Here is a 25,305-nt window from a genome sequence, read left to right as displayed (position 1 = left end):
GCCGTCACCTGAGCGACTCCCACAGCTCGCTCGCCTCCGGCTCGTTCGCCACCACCCTGTTCGGGTCCGAGGCCGCCGTCACCACCGGCATCGTGACCGTCTTGAGCGCGTCCGAGGGCAGCGACCTCAGGCTCTGGCCGAGGCTCATCAGCTCGGTCAGCGAGTCGAGGCCGGTGTCTGTCGTGAGGCTGCCGGTGACCGTGTCGGCGACCTTGTAGAGCTTGGCGGGGTCGGTGAGCAGGTCGGTCGCGGAGATCTGCTCCAACAGGGCCTTCACCAGCGTCTGTTGGAGGCCTATGCGGCCCAGGTCGCTGCCGTCGCCTATGCCGTGCCGGGTGCGGGCGAGGGCCAGCGCCTGGGCGCCGTCGAGGTGGTGCTCGCCGGCCTCCAGCTTCAGGTGGCTGTCCTCGTCGTCGATGTCCTCGTCCGTCGTGACCGTGACGCCGCCGAGCGCGTCCACGAGGTCGGCGAAGCCGGAGAAGTCGATCTCGATGAAGTGGTCCATGCGGACGTTCGTGATCGACTCGACCGTCTTCACGGCGCAGACCGGACCGCCCACCGAGTACGCGCTGTTGAACATCGAGCCGTACGCCACCGAGGTCGTCCCGCCGGAGGAGGTGGGGCACGACGGGCGGGTGACCAGGGTGTCGCGCGGGATGCTGACCACCGTGGCCGCCGTACGGCCCTCGTCGATGTGGAAGACCATCGCGGTGTCCGAGCGGGCACCCGCGCTGCTGCCGCCGCCCAGCGCCGCGTTCTCGTCACCGCTGCGGGAGTCGGAGCCGAGGACCAGGATGTTGAGCGCCCCGCTGGGGAGCGGGGTCGCGGACGCCGAGGCGGAAGCGCCTGCCGAGGGGGTCGACACGACCTTCGGCGGGCGGTCGTCGCCGAGCGCGCTGTTGATGTCGACGCTCCTGATGTTCTGGTTCAGGTGCCAGTAGATCCAGCCCGCCCCCGCGGCGGAGAGTACGAGGGCGCCGGCGAGCACGATGCCGGCGGCTTTCAGCAGGCCACGCCGCCGGCCCCCGCGTCTCCCGACGCCCTCGTTGTCGTCCCCGCGCTCGTCTTCAGAAGTCACGCGGAGGAACATAAGTCCGAATTATTACGAGCAGGAACCTCTTCTGGGGTTTCCTTCGGAAAATCTCAGACTTCTCAGGCGTGCCTAAGACCCGAACGCGAAAAACTCAGCCCAGTGTCACGCCCGGAAGCCCAGCCTGAAACGGAGGCATGCCGGACAGGCGTCAGGACACCGACTCGAACCGCCACCGATGGACGGCTCGGCCGACCAACTCACCGTCCGGCTCCGGCAGTTCGGGCAGCTCGGCGTCGTAGGGCGCGTCCCACCACGTGATGACGAGCACACGGTCCTGCGGCGCCCGGAAGATCTCCTGACGCAGTGGCGGAGCCGCCAACTCCTGCTCCCGCACCCAGTCGAGCAACTCCGCGCCCCGCCCGGAGACGGCCCGCGCCTCCCACATCAGCGCGACGCTCACGGGTACAGGTTCTCCTTGCTTACCTCATGCACGTGGTCGTGAGAATGCGCGTCGTCATGAGAATGCCCGCGCCCCGGCACATGCGTGTCCGTCACCGGCAGCGACGAATCCGCCGACAGATCCCAGTCGGAGGCGGTCCGGTTCCGCGCCACCATCTCGGCGCCCAGCGCGGCCACCATCGCGCCGTTGTCCGTGCACAGCTTCGGCCGCGGCACCCGCAGCCGGATCCCGGCGGCCTCGCACCGCTCCTGGGCGAGCACCCGCAGCCGGGAGTTGGCGGCCACCCCGCCGCCGATCATGAGGTGGTCGACGCCCTGGTCCTTGCAGGCCCGTACGGCCTTGCGTGTCAGCACGTCCACCACCGCCTCCTGGAAGGACGCGGCGACATCGCGCACCGGCACCTCCTCCCCCGCCGCCCGCTTGGCCTCGATCCAGCGGGCCACCGAGGTCTTCAGGCCGGAGAAGGAGAAGTCGTACGCCGCGTCGCGCGGCCCGGTGAGCCCGCGCGGGAACGCGATCGCCTTCGGGTCGCCCTCCTTCGCGTACCGGTCGATGACAGGGCCGCCCGGGAAACCGAGGTTCAGCACCCGCGCGATCTTGTCGAAGGCCTCGCCGGCCGCGTCGTCGATGGTCGCGCCCAACGGCCGTACGTCGGACGTGATGTCGGTCGAGAGCAGCAGCGAGGAGTGACCGCCGGAGACGAGCAGCGCCATGGTCGGCTCGGGCAGCGGGCCGTGCTCCAGCTGGTCCACGCAGATGTGCGAGGCGAGATGGTTCACGCCGTACAGCGGCTTGCCCAGCGCGTACGCGTACGCCTTCGCCGCCGAGACCCCGACGAGCAGCGCGCCCGCGAGCCCGGGCCCGGCGGTCACGGCGATCCCGTCCAGGTCCGAAGCGGCGACCCCCGCCTCCTTCAGGGCGCGCTCGATGGTCGGCACCATGGCTTCGAGGTGCGCCCGCGAGGCGACCTCGGGCACGACCCCGCCGAAACGCGCGTGCTCGTCGACGCTCGACGCGATGGCGTCGGCGAGGAGCGTGGTGCCGCGGACGATGCCGACACCGGTCTCGTCGCAGGAGGTCTCGATGCCGAGGACGAGCGGTTCGTCAGCCATTGCTCTCAACCATTGATCTCGGTTCCTTGTACGCCGTTTACTGAGGTGGAAGGGTCGTTGAGGCGCATCACGAGGGCGTCGATGTTCCCCGGCTGGTAGTAGCCGCGCCGGAACCCGATGGCCTCGAAGCCGAAGCGCTCGTACAGCTTCTGCGCGCGGACGTTGTCCACCCGGCACTCGAGCAGCACCTCGGCACACTCGAACGCGGTCGCGGCCCGCAGCAGTTCGGTCAGCAGCCGTCCGCCGAGCCCGGTGCCCCACTGCTCGCGGCGTACGGCGATCGTCTGTACGTCACCCAGATCGCCGGAGGCCGCGAGTCCCGCGTACCCGAAGAGGTGCCCGTCCTCCTCGGCCACGAGATAGCGCCGCGTCGCCTCCGGCCCACGCGAATGGGCCAGCTCGGACCAGAACATCCCCCGCGACCAGGCGTCCTCGGGGAAGAGATCCTTCTCCAGCTCCAGTACGGGATCGATGTCCCACCAGCGCATCTCGCGCAATGTGGGAGGGCCGCCGTGCGGCGGCGTCGTTGAGGGGCGGTGGTCTGGAGACGGGTGGGCGGTCACTTGGGGGTGACCACCTTGTAGTTCTTGGGCACCTGGGCGTCCGGGCGGCGCAGGTAGAGCGGCCGGGGGGCCGCCAGTTCCTCGCCCGCCGCGAGCTTCTCCGCGGCCAGGGAGGCCAGCGCGGCGGCCGAGACGTACTCCGGCGCGCGGGCGTCCGGGAAGGTGTCGGGGTAGAGCAGCGCGCCCGCCCCGACCGCGGGCAGACCGCCGAGGTCCAGGTCCGCGGGCCGGTCCACGGCGGGCTCCGACACGCGGGTACGGGGATCGGCGTACCGCGCCCAGTAGACCTCCTTGCGCCGTGCGTCGGTCGCCACGACGAAGGGGCCCTCGATGTCGGCCGCGTACGCGAGCCCGTCGAGGGTGCAGAGGCCGTACGCGGGCACGCCGAGCGCGAGAGCGAAGGTGTCGGCGGTCATGAGCCCGACGCGCAGCCCGGTGTAGGGGCCGGGGCCGACGCCGACCACGATGCCGGTGACGGCGTCGAGGCGCAGATCCGCCTCGGCGAGCACCCGGTCGACGGCCGGCAGCAGCAGCTCCCCGTGCCGACGCGCGTCCACCTGACTCGACGAGGCGATGACGGATGTGCCGTCGTGCAGGGCGACGGTCACGGCGGGAGTGGCGGTATCCAGAGCGAGCAAGAGCACGCAAACAGCCTACGGCGCCCGAGCCGGACGTATGGCCGCCCCGGTCTGCCGGGTGCCTGCTGCTACCGTCACCACAAGCGACGTACAGGGTAAGAACGTGGTTCGAAAGGTGGGCGTACAAGGTGGCTAGGAGCAGCTCGGGAATCGTGGCCGGGCTCACCGTGGCGGCGATCGCCGGGGTCAGTTTCCTCGCCTACCAGGCGTCCGCGAGCGTGCCGGACACCCTGGGCAAAGCGGACAAGAGCGCGACGCCCAAGGCCTCCGCCTCGAAGACCCCCGGGGGCACGACGAACCCGAACGCGCTGCCCACCGCGTCCGGCACCGGTGAGCGCGTCGTCTACGCGACCGCGAACGACCGTGTGTGGCTGGTCGCCGCGAACAACAAGGTGCAGCGCACCTTCGAGGTCACGCCCGGCACGGTGGACCCGGTCGCCGGCACGTACGCCGTCACGACCCGCGCCAACGCGGTCACCGGTTCGGACGGGGTCCAGATCGAGCACGTCGTACGGTTCACGACGGTCGACGGCATCGCGATCGGCTTCAGCGCGGCCCTCAACGGCTCGACAACCGCCCCGGACCCCGCCAAGAAGCTCGGCGGCATCCGCGAGTCCCGCAAGGACGGCGACGCGATGTGGAACTTCGCGACGGTGGGCGTGAAGGTCGTAGTGGTTCAGTAGCCGCCCTGCAAGGAAGGGCTACGCGGCCCGACAGGGCTGTTCGACACCGGCGGGCCCGGACACCTCGGGCAGTGGCGCGCGCGGCGCCCGCGACACCACCTCGGCGAGAACGCAAGACGCCAGCAGATCCCGCATCGACACCCCGACGGCCACCCGCGGCTGCTGCGCCGGCACGTCACGTTCTGAAGCCGACCGTTCTGAAGCCGACATGGACGCCTCCTGGAGCTTCGGGGGCCACCATGGTTAGGTAGACCTAACCACGGACTGATGTCCATGTGACCACGCCCAGGACGCGAAACGCAACATCTTGCCGACGTCTTGTCGGAACGTTATTCGAATGTACGAAGAATTCGAATGTACGAAAAAACCGACGCGCCCCCTGTCTCCAGGCTGAGCGCGTCGGTGTTCGGTCCGAGGGCACACGTGTTCAAGGCTGACGGCACGCGAGTTCAGGCCGAGAGCGCGCTCAGATCGGCCGTCGCCCAGCGCCCGCCGAGCCCGGTCAGCGTCACGTGCCGTACCTCATCGGTGGTGTCGCCCACCGCCCGGTGGATGACGACATGCAGCCGGTCGTCGGTCAGCTCCTCGACCTTGCCCTCGCCCCACTCCACGACGATCACCGAGTCGGACAGCGAGACGTCGAGATCGAGGTCCTCCATCTCGTCGAGCCCGCCGCCGAGGCGGTACGCGTCCACGTGGACGAGCGGCGGACCCTCGCCGAGGGAGGGGTGCACGCGCGCGATGACGAAGGTCGGCGAGGTGACCGCGCCTCGCACCCCGAGCCCCTCACCGAGGCCGCGCGTCAGCGTCGTCTTGCCCGCGCCGAGCTCGCCGTTCAGCATCACCAGGTCGCCCGCGCGCAGCAGCTTGGCCAGGCGGAGACCCAAGTCGCGCATCTGCTCCGGGGAGTTGACGGTGATCTGGACGCCGACGCCCCCCGCGGTGGGCTCAGCCGGGTTGTGCGGTGCTGCTTGCCGTTCCATAGCCACCAACGGTAGCCCCTGCCGGGACGGCTCCCGCGCGCATCAGGAGGTCGGCGAGACGGTCTATGACGACCTCGGGGTGCTCCAGCATCACGAGGTGTCCGGCGTCGGGGACGAGCACCAACTCGGCGTCCGGCAGCAGGTCCGCGATCGCCTCACTGTGCTCGCTCGGGGTCACCAGGTCCTTGACGCCGGCGAGGACGAGCACGGGCATGTCCGCGAAGTGCACGAGCGCCGCGGTCTTGTCGTGTTCGGTGAACGCCGGGTAGAACTCGGCGACCACGTCGATCGGCGTGCCCTCGATCATCCGCTCGGCGAACCGCTCGACCGCCGGGTCGACGTCCTTGCTCGCGAACGAGTACCGCTTGATGATCCCGGCGAACAGATCCGCCGTGACCCGCCGCCCCCGCTCCACCAGGGCGGCCTGCTGCCCAAGCGCCCTCAGCACACCGGGCAGCGCCCACCGCACCGCGTTGACGCCGGCGACGGGCAGCCCGAAGTTGACCTCGCCGAGCCGCCCCGACGACGTACCGACGAGTGCGGCGGCGACGACCCGGTCACGGATGAGGTCGGGGTACTGGTCGGCCAGCGCCATCACCGTCATGCCGCCCATGGAGTGCCCGACCAGCACGATCGGCCCCTCGGGCACGGCCGCGTCGATGACGGCCTTGAGGTCCTCGCCGAGCTGGTCGATGGTGACCGGCTTCCCGTCCTTGACCTGCGCGACGCCCCGCCCGGACCGCCCGTGGCTGCGCTGGTCCCAGTGCACCGTGCGCACCACTCCGCGCAGCGCGGCTCGCTGGAAGTGCCAGGAGTCCTGGTTGAGGCAGTAGCCGTGGCTGAAGACGACGGTGACGGGGACCGGGGCCTTGCGGCCGAAGAGACGCCGACGGCGGCCGCCCAGCGGGGCCTCTGTCTCGACGTCGTCGACCTCGTAGTACAGCTCCGTGCCGTCGTCCGCGTACGCCTTGCCGGGAGTGCCGCGCAGCGCGCCGTACGGTCCCGCCGAGTCGAGGGCGAGCCGGGCCCGTTCCCGCATGCCGCGGCCGACCGTGAGCCGCTCTATGGCGACTCCGGCGGCGGCACCCGCCGCGACCACGCCTATGGCGACGCCCGCGATACCGGCTCCCTTGCGCCAGTTCCCGACGGAGGCGGCGACCGCCGAGGCCGCATCCGCGACGGCCTCCGCGTTGCTCTCGCTCACTTCCCGCTCCTCTTCGCCGGTTTCTGCACTGTTCGGGGTCCTGGCGCGCTCACGCCGCACACCTGTTCGCTACGCACCTCTTCGCTGTTACCCGTTTTGTTCGTCATTCACCTTCACGTAGACACGAGGTACGCGGGTTCCGATCCGGGTGACGATTTCGTACACGATGGTGCCCGCGGCCCGTGCCCAGTCCTCGGCGGTCGGCTCGCCCCGGTCGCCGGGCCCGAACAGCACCGCTTCGGTACCCACTTCCGGCTCGTCCCCGCCTAGGTCGACGACGAACTGGTCCATCGCGATCCGCCCGGCGACCGTTCGCAGCTTGCCGCCGACCAGCACGGGTCCGGTGCCGGAGGCGTGCCGCGGGATGCCGTCCGCGTAGCCGACGGGCACTAGGCCAAGGGTCGTGGCGCCGGGGGTGATGTAGTGATGCCCGTAGCTGACGCCGTGACCCCCTTCGACCTGCTTCACCAGCGCGATCGACGCGCTCAGCGTCATCACCGGGCGCAGCCCGAAGTCGGCCGGGGTGCCGATCTCGGGGCTCGGCGAGAGGCCGTAGACCGCGATTCCCGTGCGTACGAGGTCGAAGTGGCTCTCGGGAAGGGTCAGCGTGGCGGGCGAGTTGGCGATGTGCCGCACCTCGGGGCGGACGCCCCGCTCCTCGGCGTACGCCACCAGCTCGCGGAAAAGGGTGAGTTGGGCCTGGATGGAGGGGTGGCCGGGTTCGTCGGCGCAGGCGAAGTGCGACCAGAGGCCGGTGACGGTGATCAGCCCGTCGGCCTCGGCGCGCAGGGCCTGTGCGACGAGTTCGGGCCAGTCGGCGGGCTGAGCGCCGCCCCGCCCGAGTCCGGTGTCGGCCTTGAGCTGGACGCGGGCGGGGTCGCCGACGTCGCGCGCCGCCCGGATGACTTCCTCCAGCGCCCACAGACCGCTCACCGACACGTCGAGGTCGGCCTCGATGGCCTGGGCCCAGGGGCCGCCGGGCGTCCAGAGCCAGCACATGATGCGCCCCGGCAGCCCCGCCGCCCGCAGCGCGAGTGCCTCTTCGGGGGTGGCCGTGCCGAGCCAGGTGGCACCCGCCTCGCGCGCCGCGCGGGCACACGGGACCGCGCCATGGCCGTACGCGTCGGACTTGACCACGGCCATCACGGCAGCGGACGGCGCATGGGCGCGCAGAGTCCGCACGTTGGCCCGGAGGGCGGCCAGATCGATCTCGGCGCGGGCGCGCAGGGGTGCTGTCTCGTTCATAGCGCCTCCAGTGTCTCAGAGGCGTCTGACAGCACCCCGACACCGGTCGCTCTCAGGAACCGGCCCTGCGACCCCACACATAAACCCGGTCGCCCTTCTTGAGGACGCCCCACAGCTTGCGTGCGTCGGCGAGCCGCAAATTGACACAGCCCCACGAGCCGACCGTGGTGTGGATGCTGCCGTAGACGGCGTGGAAGGCCTGTCCGCCGTCGAAGAACTGGCTGTACGGCATGGGGCTGTTGTAGAGCGTCGACCAGTGGTTCTTGTGCTTCCAGTAGATCTTCTTCCACCCGGTCCGCGTCCCGTACCCGGCCCGCCCACTCCTCATCGGCACCGGCCCGTACACGACCTTCTTGCCCTTCTGCACCCAGGTGAGCTGACGGGTGAGATCCACACAGGCCACGCGGTACGACCGGACGGGACACTTCTTGGCCGCGTTCGGGTTCTTCTTCGCCGACAGCAACTGCATCTGGGCCCAGGTGACGGGCCCGGCGAAACCGATGCTCGGCTTGATCTTGTGCTTCGTCTGGAAGCCACGGATGGCGAGACAGTCGGCGCCGGACTGCTTCCCGTCCACCTTCAGCTTCAGCCACCGCTCGACCTGCCGCTGGTAGGGCCCGGTCTGCTTGCTGCACGCCACCTTCGCGGCGGCGTCCCCGAGCGGCACGTACTCGACGAGCGCGTACGTCCCCTCCATGGCGTCCCGCGGCTCGACCGCGTCCTCCGCGGCAGTCGGCGCGTACACCTTCGGCGCCAGCACCTGGTCAGGCGTGTCGATCTGCCACGGCTGATACGGCCCCGGCGCCACCCCGGGCACAAGCTCCGCCTCCGGCCCAGAAGCAGGAGGAACAGGCTCCGCATACGCCACCCCGACAGGCAGCACAGTCACCGCGGCAAGCATCACCGCAATCCCACGACAAGTCATTCGTCTGCTGATCATGCGATCAGCCATACGCAACGGAACGGCGGTGGCGGGTGAGCCGCGCGGAGGGGGTCGCCCGTTAGGCGGGGGCGAAGGCTTTCAGCCTGGGGCTCAGGCTTTCAGCGCCGGCCGGGCACCTTCAGCCCGTCCGGCGTTTGAGGACGAGGCCGTCCAGGCCGAAGCGGGGGCCTGGGGGCGGCAGCCCCCAGAAACGGGACGGGAAGGGGCGGAGGGGGCGAAAAAAACCACCCACTCAGCCAGACACATCCCGCCAGGCCTCCGGAATCGCATCAGCCACATCATGAGCCCCCACAGGCGCCCCATCCGCAGCAAACCGCCCCGCAAGCCCATGCAGATACGCGGCAACACTCCCGGCATCGAGGGCCGACAGCCCAGCCGCAAGCAACGACCCAGAAAGCCCCGACAACACGTCCCCACTCCCCGCAGTGGCAAGCCACCCGGTCCCAGTCGAATTCACCCGCACAACCCCACCCCCCGCATCGGCCACCACCGTGGTCGACCCCTTGAGCAGCACAGTCGCCCCATACACCCCCGCAAGCTCCCGCACGGCGGCCAGCCGACCCCCCTCGACCGCCCCCCGCGCAACCCCGAGCAGCGCCGCCGCCTCCCCGGCATGCGGAGTCATCAAGGTCGGCGCCCCCCGCCCCCGTACCGCCTCCCGCGAGGCCAGCCGCAACCCGTCCGCGTCCAACAGCACAGGCACATCCGCCGCCAGCGCCTCCGCCACGCCCGACGCGTCGTCCCCGACCCCGGGCCCCACCACCCACGCCTGCACGCGCCCCGCCTTCGCGGGCCCCTGGTCGGACACCAGGGTCTCGGGGAAGCGGGCGAGCACCGCGTCCGCCGCCGGCCCCACGTACCGCACGGCCCCCGCCCCACCCCTCAACGCCCCCGCCACGGCGAGCACGGCCGCCCCGGGATACCGGGCCGACCCGGCGGCGATCCCGACGACGCCCCGCCGGTACTTGTCGCTCTCCGCCCCCGGCACCGGGAGCCGCGCCGCGACATCCGCGTGCTGTAGTGCCTCCAGCTCGGGCTCGTCCGGCAGTTCGAGCCCGATGTCGACGAGCCGCACCGACCCGGCGTACTCCCGCGCCGGGTCGATCAGCAGCCCCGGCTTGTGCGTCCCGAAAGTGACCGTCAGGTCGGCGCGGACAGCGGCGCCGCGCACCTCGCCGGTGTCCGCCTCGACCCCGCTGGGCAGATCGACGGCGACGACGGCGGCGCGGGAATCGTCGACGACCCCGACCAGCGCGGCCGCGTCGGGCCGGAGTCCGCCCTTGCCCCCGATCCCGACGATCCCGTCGAGGACGAGATCGGCCCGCCGGATCGCCTCCTCAGCGGTGCCGGAGGGGGCCACCGTGCCACCAGCCCGCCGCAGCGCGAGCAGCCCACCGCCATGAGTCCGTTCGGGCGCGAGCAGCACCGCGGTGACACCCGCTCCGCGCCGCGCGAGCCGGGCTCCGGCGTAGAGGGCGTCGCCCCCGTTGTCGCCACTGCCCACCAGCAGCACGACCCGGCTGCCGTACACCCGCCCCAGCAATTGCCCGCAGGCGGCGGCAAGTCCGGCAGCCGCCCGCTGCATCAGGGCACCCTCCGGAAGCCTGGCCATCAGCTCCCGCTCAGCAGTCCTCACGGTCTCCACGCTGTACGCAGTACGCATACGGTCGAGTCTCCCGTACGGCACCCCGAACCACAGCCCCAGCCGTGGACGCGCCCGCCGGCCGGGCTACCCCTCCGCCACCACCACAGCCGAGGCCACCCCCGCGTCATGGCTCAGCGAGACATGCCACGACCGAATCCCCAGCTCGGCCGCGCGGGCCGCCACCGTCCCCTTCACCCGCAGCCGCGGCTGCCCGCTGCTCTCGACGTAGACCTCGGCGTCGGTCCAGTGCAAGCCGGCCGGGGCGCCCAACGCCTTGGCCAGCGCCTCCTTCGCCGCGAAGCGAGCCGCGAGCGAGGCAGCACCCCGTCGCTCACCACTCGGCAACAGCAACTCGCTCTCCACAAAGAGCCGTTCAGCCAGCCCGGGCGTCCGCTCCAGCGAAGCCCGGAACCGATCGATCTCAGCCACGTCGATACCGACCCCGATGATGCTCATGCCGAGCACCTTACGGGCGTGGGCAGCTGGCGCCGTGACCTTGGCGGCCGCGCAGAGGGCAGCCGCCAAGGTGGACTGTGGAGCGGCCGTTCCTCAGGCCTCTACCTACTTGACGTCGACAAAGTCACCGGCCGCACTCACAGAGCCGGTGGTGGTGGTGCCGGCGAAGGCGAAGCGGTAGTAGCCGTCGAGGCCGGCCTTGGTGGTGGTCTTCAGGGCGCCGGTGCTGCTGGACTTGACCGTCTTGACGGTGGTGTAGGTGGTGCTTCCCTTCTTGCGGAACTGGAGCTTCACGGGCTGGGTCGCGTAGCCCGCGTACTTGCCGGTGGTCCAGTTGGCGCGGCTCAGTTTGCCGGTGACCGTGATGGTCTTGCCCTTCTTCACCGGCTCCGGGGAGGCGTTGACGGTCAGCTTGGCGGCACGCTTGATCTTGGTGGTGGCGACGTTGTCGTCGACGCTGGCGTTCGCGTAGAGGTCGTAGGCGCCGAGGAACAGTTTCCAGGTCCCGGCGGCGCCGTTGCCCTGAAAGTCGCTCGCGGCGTCGAGGTTGAAGACGCCCTTGCAGCTGTAGACGCCGATCTGGGTCGTCGACTCCGTGCACTCGACGTTTTCGTCCGTCCCCAGGGAGCCGGTGATGCCCTCCACGGTCGAGCTGTCGGTGCCCTGCCACAGGTACGCCACGGAGAGGGCGATGCCGTTCTCGTTGGCTGCGGTGTACGTGACGGTGACGGACTTCTTGGTGGTCGTGCCGAGGACGATGTCCTTGCCGCCGTTGATGACCGCCTTCGAGAACTCGGTGCCACCCAGCGAGTCGTTCGGAAGAACGGTCTTCGAGCCGAAGGTTCTGAGTTCCGTCGACACACCTGAACGCTCCGACGTCTGGGCGACGGCCGGAAGGGCGAGCGCGGAAAGAACGAGAGCACCGGCAAGAACGCCGGCAGCAGCGCGTACACGCATGAAATCCCCCACAGTGAAGTCGAGAGACCCCGCCGAACTATCCCCCCGGCAGGGCCTGTTGAGACGCTGAATCGTACATAACCAGGGATGACGTACCCACACCTTGTGAGCTGGATTACGTAGAACTACGCAGGTCGCGCGCCGGGGCCGCAACCGGCGCGGCAGACGAGAAGTCGTACACGGCCCAGTCGGCGACCAGGACGTACCCGAGTCGCTGGTAGAGGGCGTTGCTGGTGGGGTTGGCCGGGTCCGTGTACAGCACGACCTCCTTCGCGCCTGCGGCCAGCGCGGCCCGGCTCACCGCCACCGTCACGGCGCCCGCGTAGCCGCGACCGCGGAGGTGGGCCGGGGTGTAGACGGGGTCCACCCGGATCTGGCCGCCGATCAACGAAGTCATGGCCGCCATGGAGACCGGAGTGCCGTCCGGGGTCTCCCAGAACGAGAAGTGTTTGTCCGCGAAACGGGTGTCGGCCCAGGAGTCGGGGAGGACCTCGTCGACGGTGGCAGCGAACTCGTGGCACCAGCGCATGACTTGCTCAAGGTCTTCCTCGCCCGCGACTCGAACCCGGCCCTCCGGAACCGGCTCCGGTGGGGTGAGCGTGCCGAGACGGTAGAGGTGGAGCGGCTGGCGGAGTACCGGCACCGCGCCTGAAAGCCGCTGCCATGCCTCGGCGAAAGCGGTGGCGGTGTCGTGGTCCGCGCTGACGCCGGGGAGCGTGTGACCGAGGCCGGCCAGGCGGGCGGCAAGCATGTCGGCCTCGTCACGAGTGAAGGCGGGCGTGAGGCCCAGAGGACCGGACCGAGTACGGCGGTAGAAGATGGCGCGAACCTCTCCCCCACGCTCCAGCCACCCGAATACAGGGGCTTCGGCACCGCCCGCGTCCGCCCCGCGCGTTCGCAGCTTGTCGATCACCGTCAGCGGCGTGGTGTGCAGGTCAGGCCGTGAACGCAGAAAGTCTCCAGCCCGAGCAAGAAATTCGTCGACGTCATCGGTGAGGTGCCAGCCATCCAGTCGCATGCTCCATGATTTCCCACGGTGCTGCTGTCCCCCATGGTTTTCCGCCAGCCCGAGGAGCGAGACAGCAGGACAACCTCGTGCGGCACACCGGAAGTCGTCAGGAGCCCTGGACAGGCGGCAACCATTGGCCGGTCGGCGAGCCAACACAACGCCTCACAAGTCACACCAACCTCACTGATCACCCCGCAGGAAGCAACAGAAAGCAATTGGCAGATCTGTCCCACGTATCTGCTGCCGCCCTGGGGTTCCCTCTCCCTCAGGTGGGACAAATCTGCCAATCCCTGGCGCGCGGCCTGCTCGCCGGATCCTGTCGGGATATACACCGCACCGCCCGCATGCCGCTAAGCCCACCCGGCGTGCATGCGAGGCGCGACCGCGCCCGCCACCGCCGGCCCACCCCACAACCCACGCCGCCGTCGGCCGACCTGGGACCCCGCTTTCCGGGCCGCTCGCTCGCTTCTCACCCGTGCTGGAGCGGACCGGGTCAAGGGTGGCCCGCAGGGCCATCGCCGCAGGCGACGCGCAGCGCCCTTGATGCGGGCCGCGGAAGCACGACACTCGCAAGAAGCGGGCGGCCCCGACGGTGACGCAACCAACAGGCGTCCACTCCAACACGGTTCTACGCGGCAGCAAGCTCGCACCACACGTACTTGCCCCGCCTGCCGTCCCTGGCCAGTGGCTGCCAGCTCCACAGATCGGCGCACGCCCGGACCAGCGCAAGACCGCGCCCCTCCTCCAGGTCAGTGCCCACGTCGAACGGCCGAGGCGGCTCCGGCGGCCGAGGATCGGCGTCCCACGCCCCGATCCGCAGCACACCCGCCGACCAGCACACCCGCAGGGCAGCGGGTCCCTCCGTATGCCGTACGGCATTGGACACCAGCTCCGTCGCGAGAAGTTCGCCGACGTCGACGAGGCGGATCAGGCCGTGCATGGTGAGGATCAGGCGGAGGGTGCGGCGACTGACGGTGACTGCGCGGAGGTCGTTCGGGAGGTACAAGAAGTACTCCCACGGTTCGTTTTCGGGCATGCGTCAACTCCGGTTCGGTGGTTGAGGGGTGCGGTCGGCGGGCGGTGCCAGTGCCGCAGCCGTCATGGCAGGACGGAGCGGTGCGCTTCCGGGGCCCCGGGTTCCGCAGAGTGTGCGTCGCATCACTGACCGTAGACCTAGTTTTTTAAGTTTCGCAAGCGGATCGCGTAACCTGACCCCCGAACGAGTCACGCGCGCAAGCACGTTGGGAGAAGCAGTCGATGGTGTTGAGGAGCGAGCCAACGGCACGTCAGATGCGCCTGGCGGCCGAACTGCGCCGACTCCGGGACGCGGCAGGCCTCGCAGCCCGCGAGGCGGCAGCGCTACTTGGGGTGAGCTCCGCACAGATCAGTCAGATCGAGGCCGGACTCACGGGCGTGAGCGAGAAGCGGCTGCGTCTCCTTGCCGCCAACTACGCCTGCTCCGACGACGAGTTGATCGATGGCCTGGTAGCCATGGCGACCGACCGGACCCGCGGCTGGTGGGAGGAGTACCGGGGCCTGCTGCCCACGCCATTCCTCGACCTCTCCGAACTGGAGCACCACGCCACATTCCTGCGGGAGGTCCAGTTCCTGTATATCCCGGGACCGCTTCAGACGGAGGGCTACGCCCGCGCCGTGTACGCCTATCGCGTCCCTGAACTCCCCCACGAGGAGCTTGAGCTGCGCGTCCGCCACCGAATGCAACGCAAGGTGATCATCGAAGGCCCCGCTCCCACCCCTTACGAGGCGGTCATCCATGAGGCGGCGCTACGCATCATGGTCGGCGACCGCGCCGCCTCACGAACCCAGCTCACCCGCCTGCTCGAACTCTCCGAAGCAGGCCACATCACGGTTCGTGTCATCCCCTTCGACCTGGAGGGGTTCGCCGGAGCCACGAGCGCCATGACGTACACGGGAGGCCTCGTACCCAAGTTGGACACTGTCGTACGTGACGCGCCCCATGGTGCGGCGTTCGTCGACTCCGAAGCCCAACTCGACGCCTTTCGAACACTCTTCCGTAAGGTGGAAGGTGTGTCGCTCGACCCCGAACGGTCTCGCGACTTCATCCACAAGCTGGCGAAAGAGCTGTGAGGCACCCCATGGACACCCCCGACAACTGGCGAAAGTCATCCTACTCAGGCCCCGGCGACGGCGACTCCTGCGTAGAGATCGCGAACTCACCCACCCACATAGCCATCCGCGACTCCAAGACCCCAGCCACCGCCACCGCCACCGCCACCGCCACCGCCACCCTCACCTTCCCGACCGGAGCCTTCACCCCCTTCATCGAAGCCCTGAAAACTCACTCCACCGTCACCGACTTGGCAAGGTTCCGAGGCTGATCCACCTCGTTCCCCCGAGCCGTCGCCAACTCACAAGCGAACACCTGCAACGGCACGGTGGCGACGAGCGGCTGAAGCAGAGTCGGCGTAGCCGGAATCCGAATCAAGTGGTCCGCATACGGCACCACCGCCTCGTCCCCCTCCTCCGCGATCACGATCGTGCGCGCACCCCGCGCCCGGATCTCCTGGATGTTGGACACGATCTTGTCGTGGAGTACGGACCGCCCACGGGGCGAGGGCACGACCACCACCACCGGCAGATCCTGCTCGATCAGTGCGATCGGCCCGTGCTTCAGCTCGCCGGCCGCGAAGCCCTCGGCGTGCATGTACGCCAGCTCCTTGAGCTTGAGCGCACCTTCCAGGGCCACCGGATAGCCCACGTGCCGCCCGAGGAACAGCACCGTGTTCTTGTCGGCGAGAGACCGCGCCAGCTCCCGTACCGGCTCCATGGTCTCCAGGACCCGCTCCACCGAGCCGGAGATCTCAGCCAGATCCCGGATCACGTCCTGGATCTCGTCCCCCCATTTGGTCCCGCGCACCTGACCCAGATACAGCGCGACCAGGTAACAGGCCACCAGTTGCGTCAGGAAGGCCTTCGTCGAGGCGACGGCGACCTCCGGCCCCGCGTGCGTGTACAGCACCGCATCCGACTCACGCGGAATCGTCGAACCGTTGGTGTTGCAGATCGCCAGCACCTTGGAGCCCTGTTCACGGGCGTGCCGCAGCGCCATCAGCGTGTCCATGGTCTCGCCGGACTGGGAGATGGCGATCACCAGGGACCGCGCGCCCAGAATCGGATCCCGGTACCGGAACTCGCTGGCCAGTTCCACCTCGCACGGGATCCGCGTCCAGTGCTCGATGGCGTACTTGGCGATCAGCCCGGCGTGGAAAGCGGTCCCGCACGCCACGATGACGACCTTGTCGACCTCGCGCAGCTCGTGAACCGGGATCCGCACCTCGTCCAGACTCAGCACGCCGTCCGCGTCGATGCGACCGAGCAACGTGTCGGCGACCGCCTTGGGCTGCTCGGCGATCTCCTTGAGCATGAAGTAGTCGTAGCCGCCCTTTTCGGCGGCTGACGCGTCCCAGTCCACGTGGAAGGCGCGTACGTCGGCGGGAAGGCCGTCGAAGCCGGTGACCGTCACGCCGTCGCGGCGCAGCTCCACCACCTGGTCCTGGCCCAGCTCGATCGCCGACCGTGTGTGGGCGATGAACGCGGCGACGTCCGAGGCGAGAAAGGCCTCGCCCTCGCCGACGCCCACCACGAGCGGCGAGTTCCGGCGCGCCCCCACGACGACGTCGGGCTCGTCGGCGTGCACCGCGACCAGCGTGAACGCGCCCTCCAGGCGCCGGCACACCAGCCGCATCGCCTCCGCCAGGTCCGCGCAGACCGAGAACTCCTCGGCGAGCAGATGCGCGACGACCTCGGTGTCCGTCTCGGAGACGAGGTCGTGTCCGCGATCGGCCAGCTCGGCCCGCAGCGCCGCGAAGTTCTCGATGATCCCGTTGTGCACGACGGCGACCCGTCCGGCGTTGTCGAGATGCGGGTGGGCGTTCGCGTCCGTGGGCCCGCCGTGCGTGGCCCAGCGCGTGTGCCCGATCCCCGTCGACCCGGCCGGCAGCGGCCGTTCGACCAGCTCCTTCTCCAGGTTGACCAGCTTCCCGGCCTTCTTGGCGGCGGCGAGCCCCCCGTCCGCCGGCACGGCAACACCGGCCGAGTCGTAGCCCCGGTACTCCAGCCGCTTCAGCCCGGCCATCACCACATCAAGCGCCGACTGCGACCCCACGTATCCCACAATTCCGCACATGAGCGGCAGCCTAAAGGCCCACACCCGCCCCATCCCGGCACCGCGTGCCCGATATCGGAAATTCCCACCACCGCGCGAAGGCCACCGCACGAAAGCCTCAACCGGGCCGCTCGCCGGGCCGCTCGCCGGGCCGCTCACTGAGCCGCTCACCGGGTCGCTCACCGGGTCGCGTGACGGACCCCACCCCCCACCCCATCCATACTCCCGTAACAATGGAGTGTGATCTCTCCGGTCTCCTCGATGCCCCGGAGCGCCCACCGGCCCAGGCCGGAGGCGACTCCCTACCTCGACCTCACCCGTGCCGAGTGGAGCGCGCTGCGCGAAAAGACGCCGCTCCCGCTGAACGCCGAGGAGGTCGAGAAGCTGCGCGGCCTGGGCGATGTCATCGACCTCGACGAGGTGCGGGACATCTACCTCCCGCTGAGCCGCCTCCTCAACCTCTACGTAGGCGCCACCGACGGCCTGCGCGGCGCCCTGAACACCTTCCTCGGTGAGAAGGGCTCCCAGTCCGGCACGCCCTTCGTCATAGGCGTCGCCGGCTCGGTGGCCGTCGGCAAGTCCACGGTCGCCCGTCTCCTCCAGGCCCTGCTCTCCCGCTGGCCCGAGCACCCGCGCGTCGAGCTGGTCACCACGGACGGCTTCCTGCTCCCCACCAAGGAGCTTGAGGCGCGCGGCCTGATGTCGCGGAAGGGCTTCCCCGAGTCGTACGACCGTCGCGCGCTCACCCGGTTCGTCGCCGACATCAAGGCGGGCAAGGACGAGGTGACGGCCCCCGTCTACTCACACCTCATCTACGACATCATCCCCGGCCGGCGGCTCACGGTCCGCCGCCCGGACATCCTGATCGTGGAGGGCCTGAACGTCCTGCAGCCCGCCCTCCCCGGCCAGGACGGCCGCACCCGCGTAGGCCTCGCCGACTACTTCGACTTCAGTGTGTACGTCGATGCCCGCGCCGAGGACATCGAGGCCTGGTACCTCAACCGCTTCCGCAAGTTGCGCGCCACCGCCTTCCAGAACCCGTCCTCGTACTTCCGGAAGTACACCCAGGTCTCCGAGGAGGAGGCCCTCGACTACGCCCGCACGACCTGGCGCACCATCAACAAGGTCAACCTCCTGGAGAACGTGGCTCCGACCCGCGGCCGCGCAACCCTCGTCATCCGCAAGGGCCCGGACCACAAGGTGCAGAAGCTGAGCCTGCGCAAGCTGTGACTACGCTGCGGGGATGCTGCACCTCCGCCTCATCACCCCGCCCGACCGCACCGACGAAGTCCTGAGCCTGATCGAGAACACGGTCGGCACCGCCCACCTCGTCGTCATGCCCGGTACCGCCCGCAATCCGGTCGGAGACGTGGTGATGGTCGACGTCGCGCGCGAGGCAGGCGACGAACTCATCGGTGCGCTCACGGAGTTGGACCTCGACGAGAACGGTTCGATCGCCGTCGAGAACATCGACCTGTCGCTCTCCAAGCGAGCCGACAAGGCGGAGGACGAGGCACCGGGCGAGGGCGTGGACGCGGTGTTGTGGGAGCACCTGGCGGACGCGACGCACGAGGAGTCGACGCTCACCGTCACCTATGTGGGGCTCCTGGCGGTCGCGACGATGCTCGCGGCCTGTGGTGTGATGCTCGACAACGCGATCCTGATCGTCGGCGCGATGGCCGTGGGCCCGGAGTTCGGGCCGCTCGCGGGGATCTCCACGGCGCTGGTGCGGCGCGCCCCGCACCTGGTGTGGCGGTCGCTGTGGGCGCTGCTCGCCGGGTTCGCCGTCGCCATGGTGCTGACGGTGGGCTTCAGTTGGCTGCTGGACGTGCTCGGGCTGTTCGAGAGGTCGATGGTGGAGGCGGCCCGGCCGAACACGGCCTTCATCTGGAAGCCCGACTGGATGTCCTTCGTCGTGGCCTTCCTGGCGGGCATCGCGGGCACCCTGTCCCTCACGTCCGCGAAGTCGGGCGCCCTGATCGGCGTCGCGATCTCGGTGACGACGGTCCCGGCGGCCGCCAACGCCGCCGTGGCCTTCAGCTACACGGACTACTCCCAGACGTGGGGCTCCACCTGGCAGCTCCTCGCCAACCTCGGCGGCATCATCGCCGCCGGCACGCTCACGCTGCTCGCCCAGAAGTGGTTCTGGGCGAGACAGCGCGCGCGTACACCCGAAGTGGCTTAGCCGAGCGCGGACTTCACCGCGTCCGCGCTCCTAGGACAGGTCCTAACCGAGTGCGGACTTGACGGCGTCCGCAAGCCGCCCGGCCACCGACCGAGCGTGGTCGATGTCGGCGGCCTCGACCATGACACGTACGAGCGGCTCGGTACCGGACGGACGGAGCAACACCCGCCCGGTGGAACCGAGTTCACGCTCGGCGTCGGCAACCGCCGTCGCCAGCTCGGCCGAGGTGTTCACCCGCGACCTGTCGACGTCCGGCACATTGATGAGCACCTGCGGCAGCCGCTCCATGACGGACGCGAGATCCCGCAGCGTACGGCCGGACTGGGCGACCCGGGCCGCGAGAAGCAGCCCGGTCAGCGTGCCGTCGCCGGTGGTGGCGTGGTCGAGGATGATCACGTGCCCGGACTGCTCGCCGCCGAGCGCGTACCCGTGCTCCTTCATCGCTTCCAGCACATAGCGGTCACCGACCGCGGTCTGCACGAAGGACAGCCCCTCGCGCTCCATGGCGAGCTTGAACCCCAGATTCGACATGACAGTCGCGACAACGGTGTCGGAGCGCAGTGCGGAACGCTCCCGCATCGCCAGCGCGAGAACAGCCAGAATCTGGTCGCCGTCCACCTCGGCACCCGTGTGATCCACGGCGAGGCAGCGGTCGGCGTCGCCGTCGTGCGCGATGCCGAGGTCGGCGCCGTGTTCGAGGACGGCGGCCTGGAGTTTCTCCAGGTGGGTGGAGCCACACCCGTCGTTGATGTTGAGCCCGTCGGGCTCGGTGCCGATCGTGACGATCTCGGCACCGGCACGCGTGAAGGCCTCGGGTGACACCCGGGCGGCGGCCCCGTGCGCCTCGTCGAGGACGACCTTCAGACCGTCGATACGGTTCGGGAGTACGGCGACGAGGTGGGCGACGTACTGGTCGAAGCCCTCGTCGTAGGAGCGCACGCGTCCCACGCCGGAGCCGGTCGGCCGGTCCCAGGGAGCGCCGGTGCGGTGCTCCTCGTAGACGCCCTCGATCCGGTCCTCCAGCTCGTCGGCGAGCTTGTGGCCACCGCGGGCGAAGAACTTGATGCCGTTGTCGGGCATGGCGTTGTGGCTGGCGGAGAGCATCACGCCGAGGTCGGCGCCCAGCGCACCGGTGAGGTACGCCACCGCGGGGGTGGGCAGCACACCGACGCGCAGGACGTCCACGCCCGCGCTGGCCAGACCGGCGACCACGGCGGCCTCCAGGAACTCCCCGGACGCACGCGGATCACGACCGACCACCGCGACTGCCCGGTGGCCCTCGAACGTGCCCGCCTCGGCCAGTACGTGCGCCGCCGCGACGGACAGACCGAGCGCGAGCTCGGCCGTCAGATCCGCGTTGGCGACACCGCGCACGCCGTCCGTGCCGAAGAGTCGTCCCACTTGTCCTCCTGAGGAAAGCTTCAGAATTCGGAAGTCATCCGATCACACGAGCCTTTGAGCACCTTGTGCCGTTATACGCCTAAGGCTGTGATAAACGAACGCCCCGACGGCACTGTGGCGTGCCGCCGGGGCGTTCGGACGTACTACGCGTAACCACGCGTGCTCCACGGAGCGCACGTGCTACGCGTACGAGCAGGCAGCGAAGATTAACGCTTGCTGTACTGCGGGGCCTTACGGGCCTTCTTGAGACCGGCCTTCTTACGCTCGACCGCACGGTCGTCGCGCTTGAGGAAGCCGGCCTTCTTGAGGGCGCCGCGGTTGTTGTCGACGTCGGCCTCGTTCAGCGCGCGGGCGACACCGAGACGGAGCGCACCGGCCTGACCGGAGACGCCGCCACCCGTGATGCGGGCGACAACGTCGTAGCGGTTGTCGAGCTCGAGCACCTTGAAGGGCTCGTTGACTTCCTGCTGGTGCACCTTGTTGGGGAAGTACTCCTCAAGGGTGCGACCGTTGATCTTCCACTTGCCGGTGCCCGGGACGATCCGGACGCGGGCGATGGCTTCCTTGCGACGGCCCAGGCCGGCGGCCGGCTGCGGGTCGCCGAAGCGGCCCGCGAGCGACTCCGAGGTGTACTCGCCCTCGACGGGCGGCACCTCGGACTCGGTGGTGTAGCTCTCGACGTTCTCGACGTTCTCGGTGAGCTCGGTCTCGGTCTCTTCGACCGGCTGCTCAGCGGTGGTCTCGGCCACGATTTTCCTCAGATTCTCTTTGTCTTAGGGGGTGGCCGGAACTACTGCGCGACCTGGGTGATCTCGAACGGCACCGGCTGCTGGGCAGCGTGGGGGTGCTGGTCGCCCGAGTAGACCTTCAGCTTCGAGAGGCACTGACGGCCCAGGGTGTTCTTGGGGATCATGCCCTTGATGGCCTTCTCCACGGCCTTCTCGGGGTTCTTCGCCAACAGCTCGTCGTAACGAACGGAGCGCAGACCACCCGGGTAACCGGAGTGGCGGTACGCCATCTTCTGGGTCTTCTTGTTGCCGGAGAGGTGCACCTTGTCGGCGTTGATGATGATGACGAAGTCACCAGCATCGACGTGAGGGGCATAAATCGGCTTGTGCTTGCCCCGCAGAATGGTCGCGGCAGTGGTTGCCAGACGGCCCAGGACGACATCCTGAGCGTCGATGACGTACCACTGGCGAGTGATGTCGCCGGGCTTGGGGCTGAACGTACGCACGGTCGTAGCCTTCGCTTCTTCAGTGAGTGGGTCCTGACATGGCCACCACGGACGATCACGACAGCCCTGACCGCACTGCGGTGACGCATACCGCGTGCTGGTCGCTGGTCATCGGCCCCGGTGGACCGGTGTAAGGGCCTCTCACGTGAGAATGAGCAAGCCAATACACATAACGAAGGACCAGCGTACCTGGGCTGCCCCGGACGGGTCAAAACGCGTCCCGGGGCCACCATCGACCCCGACCATGCCTCGTACGAATGTACGAAATCAGTGCGCCCTCCCGCACACCGGGTGGCACGACGCACCAACCACCCGGAGATATCACTTTTGCCCGTACGCGGTCAGGTCACGCCGGAGTCTCAAGTGAACGGCAGAGCGGAACGACACCCCCCAACTCACGTCTAAGATGCGGCGCATGAGCTATGGGCAGGGTGGGCAGGGGCAGCCCCCGTGGGATCCCTGGAATTCAGGATCGCAGCGGCCCCAGTGGGTCAGTCAGTCGGACGACCGGACTCCGGACTGGGCGGCGCTCGCCGACGCCTCCGAGTCGCGCAACAAGCGTCGCAGACTACTGCTGATCTGCGGCGGAGCGCTCGCCACGGTCGCGGTCGGCGTCGCCGTCGCGGTGGCTGTCGTGTCCGCGAACGGCAGCAACCAGGCCGCGAACTCGCCCAGCAACCTGCCCGCCACAGCGGACATCCCGAGCAACACCAGCGGGCTGACACCGTCCTTCGAGCCGACCTCGGCCCCTCCGCCGCTGGACCCCGAGGAATTCATATCGAGCGTGAAGAAGGACACAGCACCGCTCAGCCCGGACATCCTCTTCCCCGGTTCGTCGCTGACCATGGGTGACCGCGTCTACCTCAAGGGCCAGAAGGCCGACACGACGAACTGCGCCTCGGCCGCGAAGGGCACGCTCGCCACGGTCCTCACGAAGAACAAGTGCACACGCCTCCTGCGCGTCACCTACAGCAAGGACGGTGTCGCTGCGACCGTCGGCGTGGCCGTCTTCGACACCGAGGCCCAGGCGGCCAAGGCCAAGGGTGAGGCGGACGCCAAGAGCATCATCGCCTCGCTGTCCGGCGGCGACGTCAAGGCCTTCTGCAACTCGGCGGTCTGCCGCTCGACCACCAACTCCTACGGCCGCTACGCCTACTTCACCCTCGCCGGCTTCACCAACGGCAAGGACGTGACCACGAAGGACACCGCGGTCTTCACGACGGGAGATGACCTCGCCGAGTTCGCCTTCCGCCAGATCCGCCGCCGCGGCGAGGCCCAGGCGTCGACAGCGGCCAACGAGTAGGCCCTCCAGCCGACGCAGTAGGCCGCCAGGCAACGCAGTAGGCCTCCGGGCCACAAGGCAGGCCCCCGCCCGCCCCTCGCGCCACGCGCGGGCACCCAGCCGGTCAGCAGCACCCCGCAGACGGCAACGTGCGCTTGTTCCGCGCCTCCTTGCTCCGCGCGGCCAGCAGCTCGTCGGCGGGGTAACCGACCTCTTCGAGCGTCAGCCCGTGCGGCCGTACGACATGAACGGCCGAGTCCCGTACGCCGGCACCCAGCACCTTTCCGGGCCACTCCGGCCCCCGGTGCCCGTCCCCCACGAACAGCAGCGCCCCGATCAGCGACCGCACCATGTTGTGGCAGAAGGCGTCGGCGCGAACGGTCGCGGTGATGACCCCGTCGCCCCCGCGCACGAGGCTCAGCTTCTGCAGCGTACGAATGGTCGTGGCCCCCTCCCGCTTCTTGCAGTAGGCGGCGAAGTCGTGCTCCCCGACGAGGAGTTGGGCGGCCTCGTTCATGGCGTCGACGTCGAGCGGCCAGTCGTGCCACAGGACGTGGCCACGCAGCAGCGGATCGACGCCACCGGGGTTGTCGGTCACCCGGTACGCGTACCGCCGCCAGACCGCCGAGAAGCGGGCGTTGAACCCGCTGGGGGCCTCGACCAGCGACCAGACCCGCACATCCTTCGGCAGCCGCCCGGCAAGCCGCTTCAGCAGCTTCTCCCGGTGCTCGCCCCACACCTCCTCGGGCAGATCCACATGCGCCACCTGCCCCCGCGCGTGCACCCCGGCATCGGTCCGCCCGGCCACGGTCAGCTCATACGTGGCCTCCCCCGACCGCGTGACCGTCCGCAGGGCATCCTCGATCTCCCCCTGCACGGTCCTGCGCCCACTGGCCTGCTTGGCCCACCCGGAGAACTCCCGCCCGTCATACGCCAGATCCAGCCGCACCCGCACGAACCCGGTCTCTACCTCATCGCTCACAAACAGATCCTCTCAGGGCTACGAGCAGCAGCGGAACGCGAAAGCGGGCCCGCCCCGAAGGGGGCGGACCCGCTCAGACACGAGCAGAAGCTCAGGCGTCCTTGGACTCGGCGTCCTTGGACTCGACCTCGGCGTCAGCCGGCTTCGCGTCCTCGACGACCTCGTCGGCAGCCTCGGTCTCGACCGGGGCGTCCTTCGGGGCGTCCTTCTTGAGGACGTCTTCCTTGACGGCACGCTTCGTCGCCGCCTCGGCCTCACCGGTGGCCGCCTGGGCCACGGTCAGTGCCTCCACCAGCTCGATGACAGCCATGGGCGCGTTGTCGCCACGGCGGTTACCGATCTTGGTGATACGGGTGTAGCCACCCGGACGGTTCTCGTAACGCGGGCCGATCTCGGTGAAGAGCGTGTGCACGATGCTCTTGTCCGTGATCACCGTGAGCACCTGGCGGCGGTTGTGAAGGTCACCCTTCTTCGCCTTGGTGACCAGACGCTCCGCGTACGGGCGCAGGCGCCGGGCCTTCGCCTCCGTGGTGGTGATGCGGCCGTGCTCGAAGAGCGACTTCGCAAGGTTCGCGAGGAGCAGCTTCTCGTGCGCGGCGCTGCCGCCCAGACGGGCACCCTTGGCGGGCTTCGGCATGATGTTTCTCCTTGGTGTCTGCCCCGGCCGTATCAGGTACCGAGGTCAGTGTCCGAGCGGGCGATCGCCCGTCGGAGATCCGGGACCCCGAAGGATCCCGGAGGGGTGGCTCCCGATCAGTACTGGTCGGTCAGTACTGCTCGGTCTCCACGAAACCCGCGTCCACGTCGTCGTCGGCGCCAAAGGCGTCGGCGGCTGCGGTCGGGTCGAATCCGGGCGGGCTGTCCTTGAGGGCCAGGCCCATGCCGGCCAGCTTCGCCTTGACCTCGTCGATGGACTTCGCACCGAAGTTGCGAATGTCGAGGAGGTCGGCCTCGGAGCGGGCGACGAGTTCGCCCACGGAGTGGATGCCCTCACGCTTGAGGCAGTTGTAGGACCGAACGGTGAGCTCGAGCTCCTCGATCGGCAGGGCGAGATCAGCGGCGAGGGCGGCGTCCGTCGGGGACGGGCCCATGTCGATGCCCTCGGCGTCGATGTTGAGCTCACGGGCAAGCCCGAACAGCTCC

28 protein-coding genes are annotated in these 25,305 nt (G+C 69.3%); 6 read left to right on the top strand and 22 right to left on the bottom strand.

Going from position 1 to position 25,305, the window contains the following annotated elements; translation table 11 throughout:
- Positions 1-4 precede the first annotated feature (4 nt).
- From AB0N66_RS20790 to tsaB, 5 genes are all read right to left on the bottom strand, one after another.
- Positions 5-1,090, bottom strand: coding sequence for an LCP family protein (locus tag AB0N66_RS20790; protein WP_365436930.1), 1,086 nt, complete (start codon positions 1,088-1,090; stop codon positions 5-7).
- A 151-nt stretch (positions 1,091-1,241) separates the two neighbouring features.
- Positions 1,242-1,493, bottom strand: a complete 252-nt coding sequence (locus AB0N66_RS20785) for a hypothetical protein (protein WP_365436927.1) — start codon at positions 1,491-1,493, stop codon at positions 1,242-1,244.
- Positions 1,490-2,605, bottom strand: a complete 1,116-nt coding sequence (gene tsaD / locus AB0N66_RS20780; RefSeq protein ID WP_365436924.1) for a tRNA (adenosine(37)-N6)-threonylcarbamoyltransferase complex transferase subunit TsaD — start codon at positions 2,603-2,605, stop codon at positions 1,490-1,492. The genes AB0N66_RS20785 and tsaD overlap by 4 nt, the downstream gene beginning before the upstream one ends.
- Positions 2,606-2,610: 5 nt before the next feature.
- Positions 2,611-3,093, bottom strand: a complete 483-nt coding sequence (gene rimI / locus AB0N66_RS20775; protein WP_365436921.1) for a ribosomal protein S18-alanine N-acetyltransferase — start codon at positions 3,091-3,093, stop codon at positions 2,611-2,613.
- Positions 3,094-3,164: 71 nt separating this feature from the next.
- Positions 3,165-3,812, bottom strand: coding sequence for a tRNA (adenosine(37)-N6)-threonylcarbamoyltransferase complex dimerization subunit type 1 TsaB (gene tsaB / locus AB0N66_RS20770; protein ID WP_365436918.1), 648 nt, complete (start codon positions 3,810-3,812; stop codon positions 3,165-3,167).
- A gap of 122 nt (positions 3,813-3,934) precedes the next feature.
- Here tsaB and AB0N66_RS20765 point away from each other — a divergent pair, with 122 nt between their 5' ends.
- Positions 3,935-4,489, top strand: a complete 555-nt coding sequence (locus AB0N66_RS20765) for a hypothetical protein (protein WP_365436915.1) — start codon at positions 3,935-3,937, stop codon at positions 4,487-4,489.
- Between the two features lie 18 nt (positions 4,490-4,507).
- Here the strand turns inward: AB0N66_RS20765 and AB0N66_RS20760 are convergent, their stop codons facing one another.
- From AB0N66_RS20760 to AB0N66_RS20715, 10 genes are all read right to left on the bottom strand, one after another.
- The gene (locus AB0N66_RS20760) at positions 4,508-4,699 is read right to left on the bottom strand and encodes a hypothetical protein (protein ID WP_365436912.1); all 192 of its coding nucleotides are present in this window, start codon (positions 4,697-4,699) and stop codon (positions 4,508-4,510) included.
- Between the two features lie 239 nt (positions 4,700-4,938).
- On the bottom strand, positions 4,939-5,472 hold the full coding sequence (tsaE, locus tag AB0N66_RS20755) for a tRNA (adenosine(37)-N6)-threonylcarbamoyltransferase complex ATPase subunit type 1 TsaE (RefSeq protein ID WP_365436909.1): 534 nt from the start codon (positions 5,470-5,472) through the stop codon (positions 4,939-4,941).
- The gene (locus AB0N66_RS20750) at positions 5,438-6,676 is read right to left on the bottom strand and encodes an alpha/beta hydrolase (protein ID WP_365436906.1); all 1,239 of its coding nucleotides are present in this window, start codon (positions 6,674-6,676) and stop codon (positions 5,438-5,440) included. Before AB0N66_RS20750 ends, tsaE begins: the two co-directional genes overlap by 35 nt.
- Positions 6,677-6,763: 87 nt before the next feature.
- Positions 6,764-7,921 carry an alanine racemase gene (alr, locus tag AB0N66_RS20745; protein WP_365436903.1) on the bottom strand — a complete coding sequence of 386 codons (1,158 nt, stop codon included), beginning with the start codon at positions 7,919-7,921 and terminating at the stop codon, positions 6,764-6,766.
- A 52-nt stretch (positions 7,922-7,973) separates the two neighbouring features.
- Entirely contained in the window at positions 7,974-8,822 is an 849-nt protein-coding gene (locus AB0N66_RS20740; protein WP_365436900.1) for a L,D-transpeptidase, read from the bottom strand.
- Positions 8,823-9,096: 274 nt separating this feature from the next.
- The gene (locus tag AB0N66_RS20735) at positions 9,097-10,527 is read right to left on the bottom strand and encodes an NAD(P)H-hydrate dehydratase (RefSeq protein ID WP_365436897.1); all 1,431 of its coding nucleotides are present in this window, start codon (positions 10,525-10,527) and stop codon (positions 9,097-9,099) included.
- Between the two features lie 66 nt (positions 10,528-10,593).
- Positions 10,594-10,965, bottom strand: coding sequence for a holo-ACP synthase (locus AB0N66_RS20730; protein WP_365436895.1), 372 nt, complete (start codon positions 10,963-10,965; stop codon positions 10,594-10,596).
- Between the two features lie 105 nt (positions 10,966-11,070).
- Positions 11,071-11,922: a hypothetical protein gene (locus AB0N66_RS20725; RefSeq protein WP_365436892.1), complete on the bottom strand. Its 852-nt coding sequence runs from the start codon at positions 11,920-11,922 to the stop codon at positions 11,071-11,073.
- Between the two features lie 115 nt (positions 11,923-12,037).
- Positions 12,038-12,940, bottom strand: coding sequence for a GNAT family N-acetyltransferase (locus AB0N66_RS20720; RefSeq protein ID WP_365436889.1), 903 nt, complete (start codon positions 12,938-12,940; stop codon positions 12,038-12,040).
- 619 nt (positions 12,941-13,559) lie between these two features.
- Entirely contained in the window at positions 13,560-13,967 is a 408-nt protein-coding gene (locus tag AB0N66_RS20715; protein ID WP_365436886.1) for an ATP-binding protein, read from the bottom strand.
- A 221-nt stretch (positions 13,968-14,188) separates the two neighbouring features.
- Between AB0N66_RS20715 and AB0N66_RS20710 the strand changes: the two genes are divergently transcribed.
- The gene (locus AB0N66_RS20710; RefSeq protein ID WP_365436883.1) at positions 14,189-15,040 is read left to right on the top strand and encodes a helix-turn-helix transcriptional regulator; all 852 of its coding nucleotides are present in this window, start codon (positions 14,189-14,191) and stop codon (positions 15,038-15,040) included.
- Positions 15,041-15,048: 8 nt separating this feature from the next.
- A complete protein-coding gene (locus AB0N66_RS20705; protein WP_365436880.1) occupies positions 15,049-15,291 on the top strand; it encodes a DUF397 domain-containing protein in 243 nt (80 codons plus the stop codon).
- Here the strand turns inward: AB0N66_RS20705 and glmS are convergent.
- Positions 15,252-17,099 carry a glutamine--fructose-6-phosphate transaminase (isomerizing) gene (gene glmS, locus AB0N66_RS20700; RefSeq protein WP_365436877.1) on the bottom strand — a complete coding sequence of 616 codons (1,848 nt, stop codon included), beginning with the start codon at positions 17,097-17,099 and terminating at the stop codon, positions 15,252-15,254. The two genes, AB0N66_RS20705 and glmS, sit on opposite strands and share 40 nt — an antisense overlap.
- Before the next feature lie 240 nt (positions 17,100-17,339).
- Between glmS and coaA the strand changes: the two genes are divergently transcribed.
- Together coaA and AB0N66_RS20690 are read left to right on the top strand one after the other, a co-directional pair.
- The gene (gene coaA, locus AB0N66_RS20695) at positions 17,340-18,308 is read left to right on the top strand and encodes a type I pantothenate kinase (RefSeq protein ID WP_365436874.1); all 969 of its coding nucleotides are present in this window, start codon (positions 17,340-17,342) and stop codon (positions 18,306-18,308) included.
- 13 nt (positions 18,309-18,321) lie between these two features.
- The gene (locus AB0N66_RS20690) at positions 18,322-19,263 is read left to right on the top strand and encodes a DUF389 domain-containing protein (protein WP_365436871.1); all 942 of its coding nucleotides are present in this window, start codon (positions 18,322-18,324) and stop codon (positions 19,261-19,263) included.
- 42 nt (positions 19,264-19,305) lie between these two features.
- On the opposite strand, the gene glmM is transcribed toward AB0N66_RS20690, so the two are convergent.
- From glmM to rplM, 3 genes are all read right to left on the bottom strand, one after another.
- Positions 19,306-20,664 (bottom strand): phosphoglucosamine mutase, encoded by a 1,359-nt coding sequence (gene glmM / locus AB0N66_RS20685; RefSeq protein WP_365436868.1) that lies wholly within the window; start codon positions 20,662-20,664, stop codon positions 19,306-19,308.
- 206 nt (positions 20,665-20,870) lie between these two features.
- Positions 20,871-21,413: a 30S ribosomal protein S9 gene (rpsI, locus tag AB0N66_RS20680; RefSeq protein WP_365436865.1), complete on the bottom strand. Its 543-nt coding sequence runs from the start codon at positions 21,411-21,413 to the stop codon at positions 20,871-20,873.
- A gap of 41 nt (positions 21,414-21,454) precedes the next feature.
- Entirely contained in the window at positions 21,455-21,898 is a 444-nt protein-coding gene (gene rplM / locus AB0N66_RS20675; RefSeq protein WP_365436862.1) for a 50S ribosomal protein L13, read from the bottom strand.
- Positions 21,899-22,313: 415 nt separating this feature from the next.
- Here rplM and AB0N66_RS20670 point away from each other — a divergent pair, with 415 nt between their 5' ends.
- Positions 22,314-23,201, top strand: a complete 888-nt coding sequence (locus AB0N66_RS20670) for a hypothetical protein (protein WP_365436859.1) — start codon at positions 22,314-22,316, stop codon at positions 23,199-23,201.
- A 103-nt stretch (positions 23,202-23,304) separates the two neighbouring features.
- On the opposite strand, the gene truA is transcribed toward AB0N66_RS20670, so the two are convergent.
- From truA to AB0N66_RS20655, 3 genes are all read right to left on the bottom strand, one after another.
- Positions 23,305-24,162 carry a tRNA pseudouridine(38-40) synthase TruA gene (gene truA / locus AB0N66_RS20665; RefSeq protein WP_365436856.1) on the bottom strand — a complete coding sequence of 286 codons (858 nt, stop codon included), beginning with the start codon at positions 24,160-24,162 and terminating at the stop codon, positions 23,305-23,307.
- 91 nt (positions 24,163-24,253) lie between these two features.
- Complete coding sequence (gene rplQ, locus AB0N66_RS20660; protein ID WP_365436853.1) at positions 24,254-24,799, bottom strand: 50S ribosomal protein L17; 546 nt, start codon at positions 24,797-24,799, stop codon at positions 24,254-24,256.
- Positions 24,800-24,929: 130 nt separating this feature from the next.
- Positions 24,930-25,305: DNA-directed RNA polymerase subunit alpha C-terminal domain-containing protein (locus AB0N66_RS20655; protein WP_365436850.1), on the bottom strand; the 376-nt coding region annotated here is incomplete at its 5' end.

Origin of the sequence: Streptomyces sp. NPDC093544 (genome assembly GCF_040683495.1) — a bacterium.
Taxonomy (GTDB): domain Bacteria; phylum Actinomycetota; class Actinomycetes; order Streptomycetales; family Streptomycetaceae; genus Streptomyces.
The sequence above is the reverse complement of the archived record's forward strand: the minus strand, read 5'-3'. Positions and strand labels throughout refer to the sequence as shown.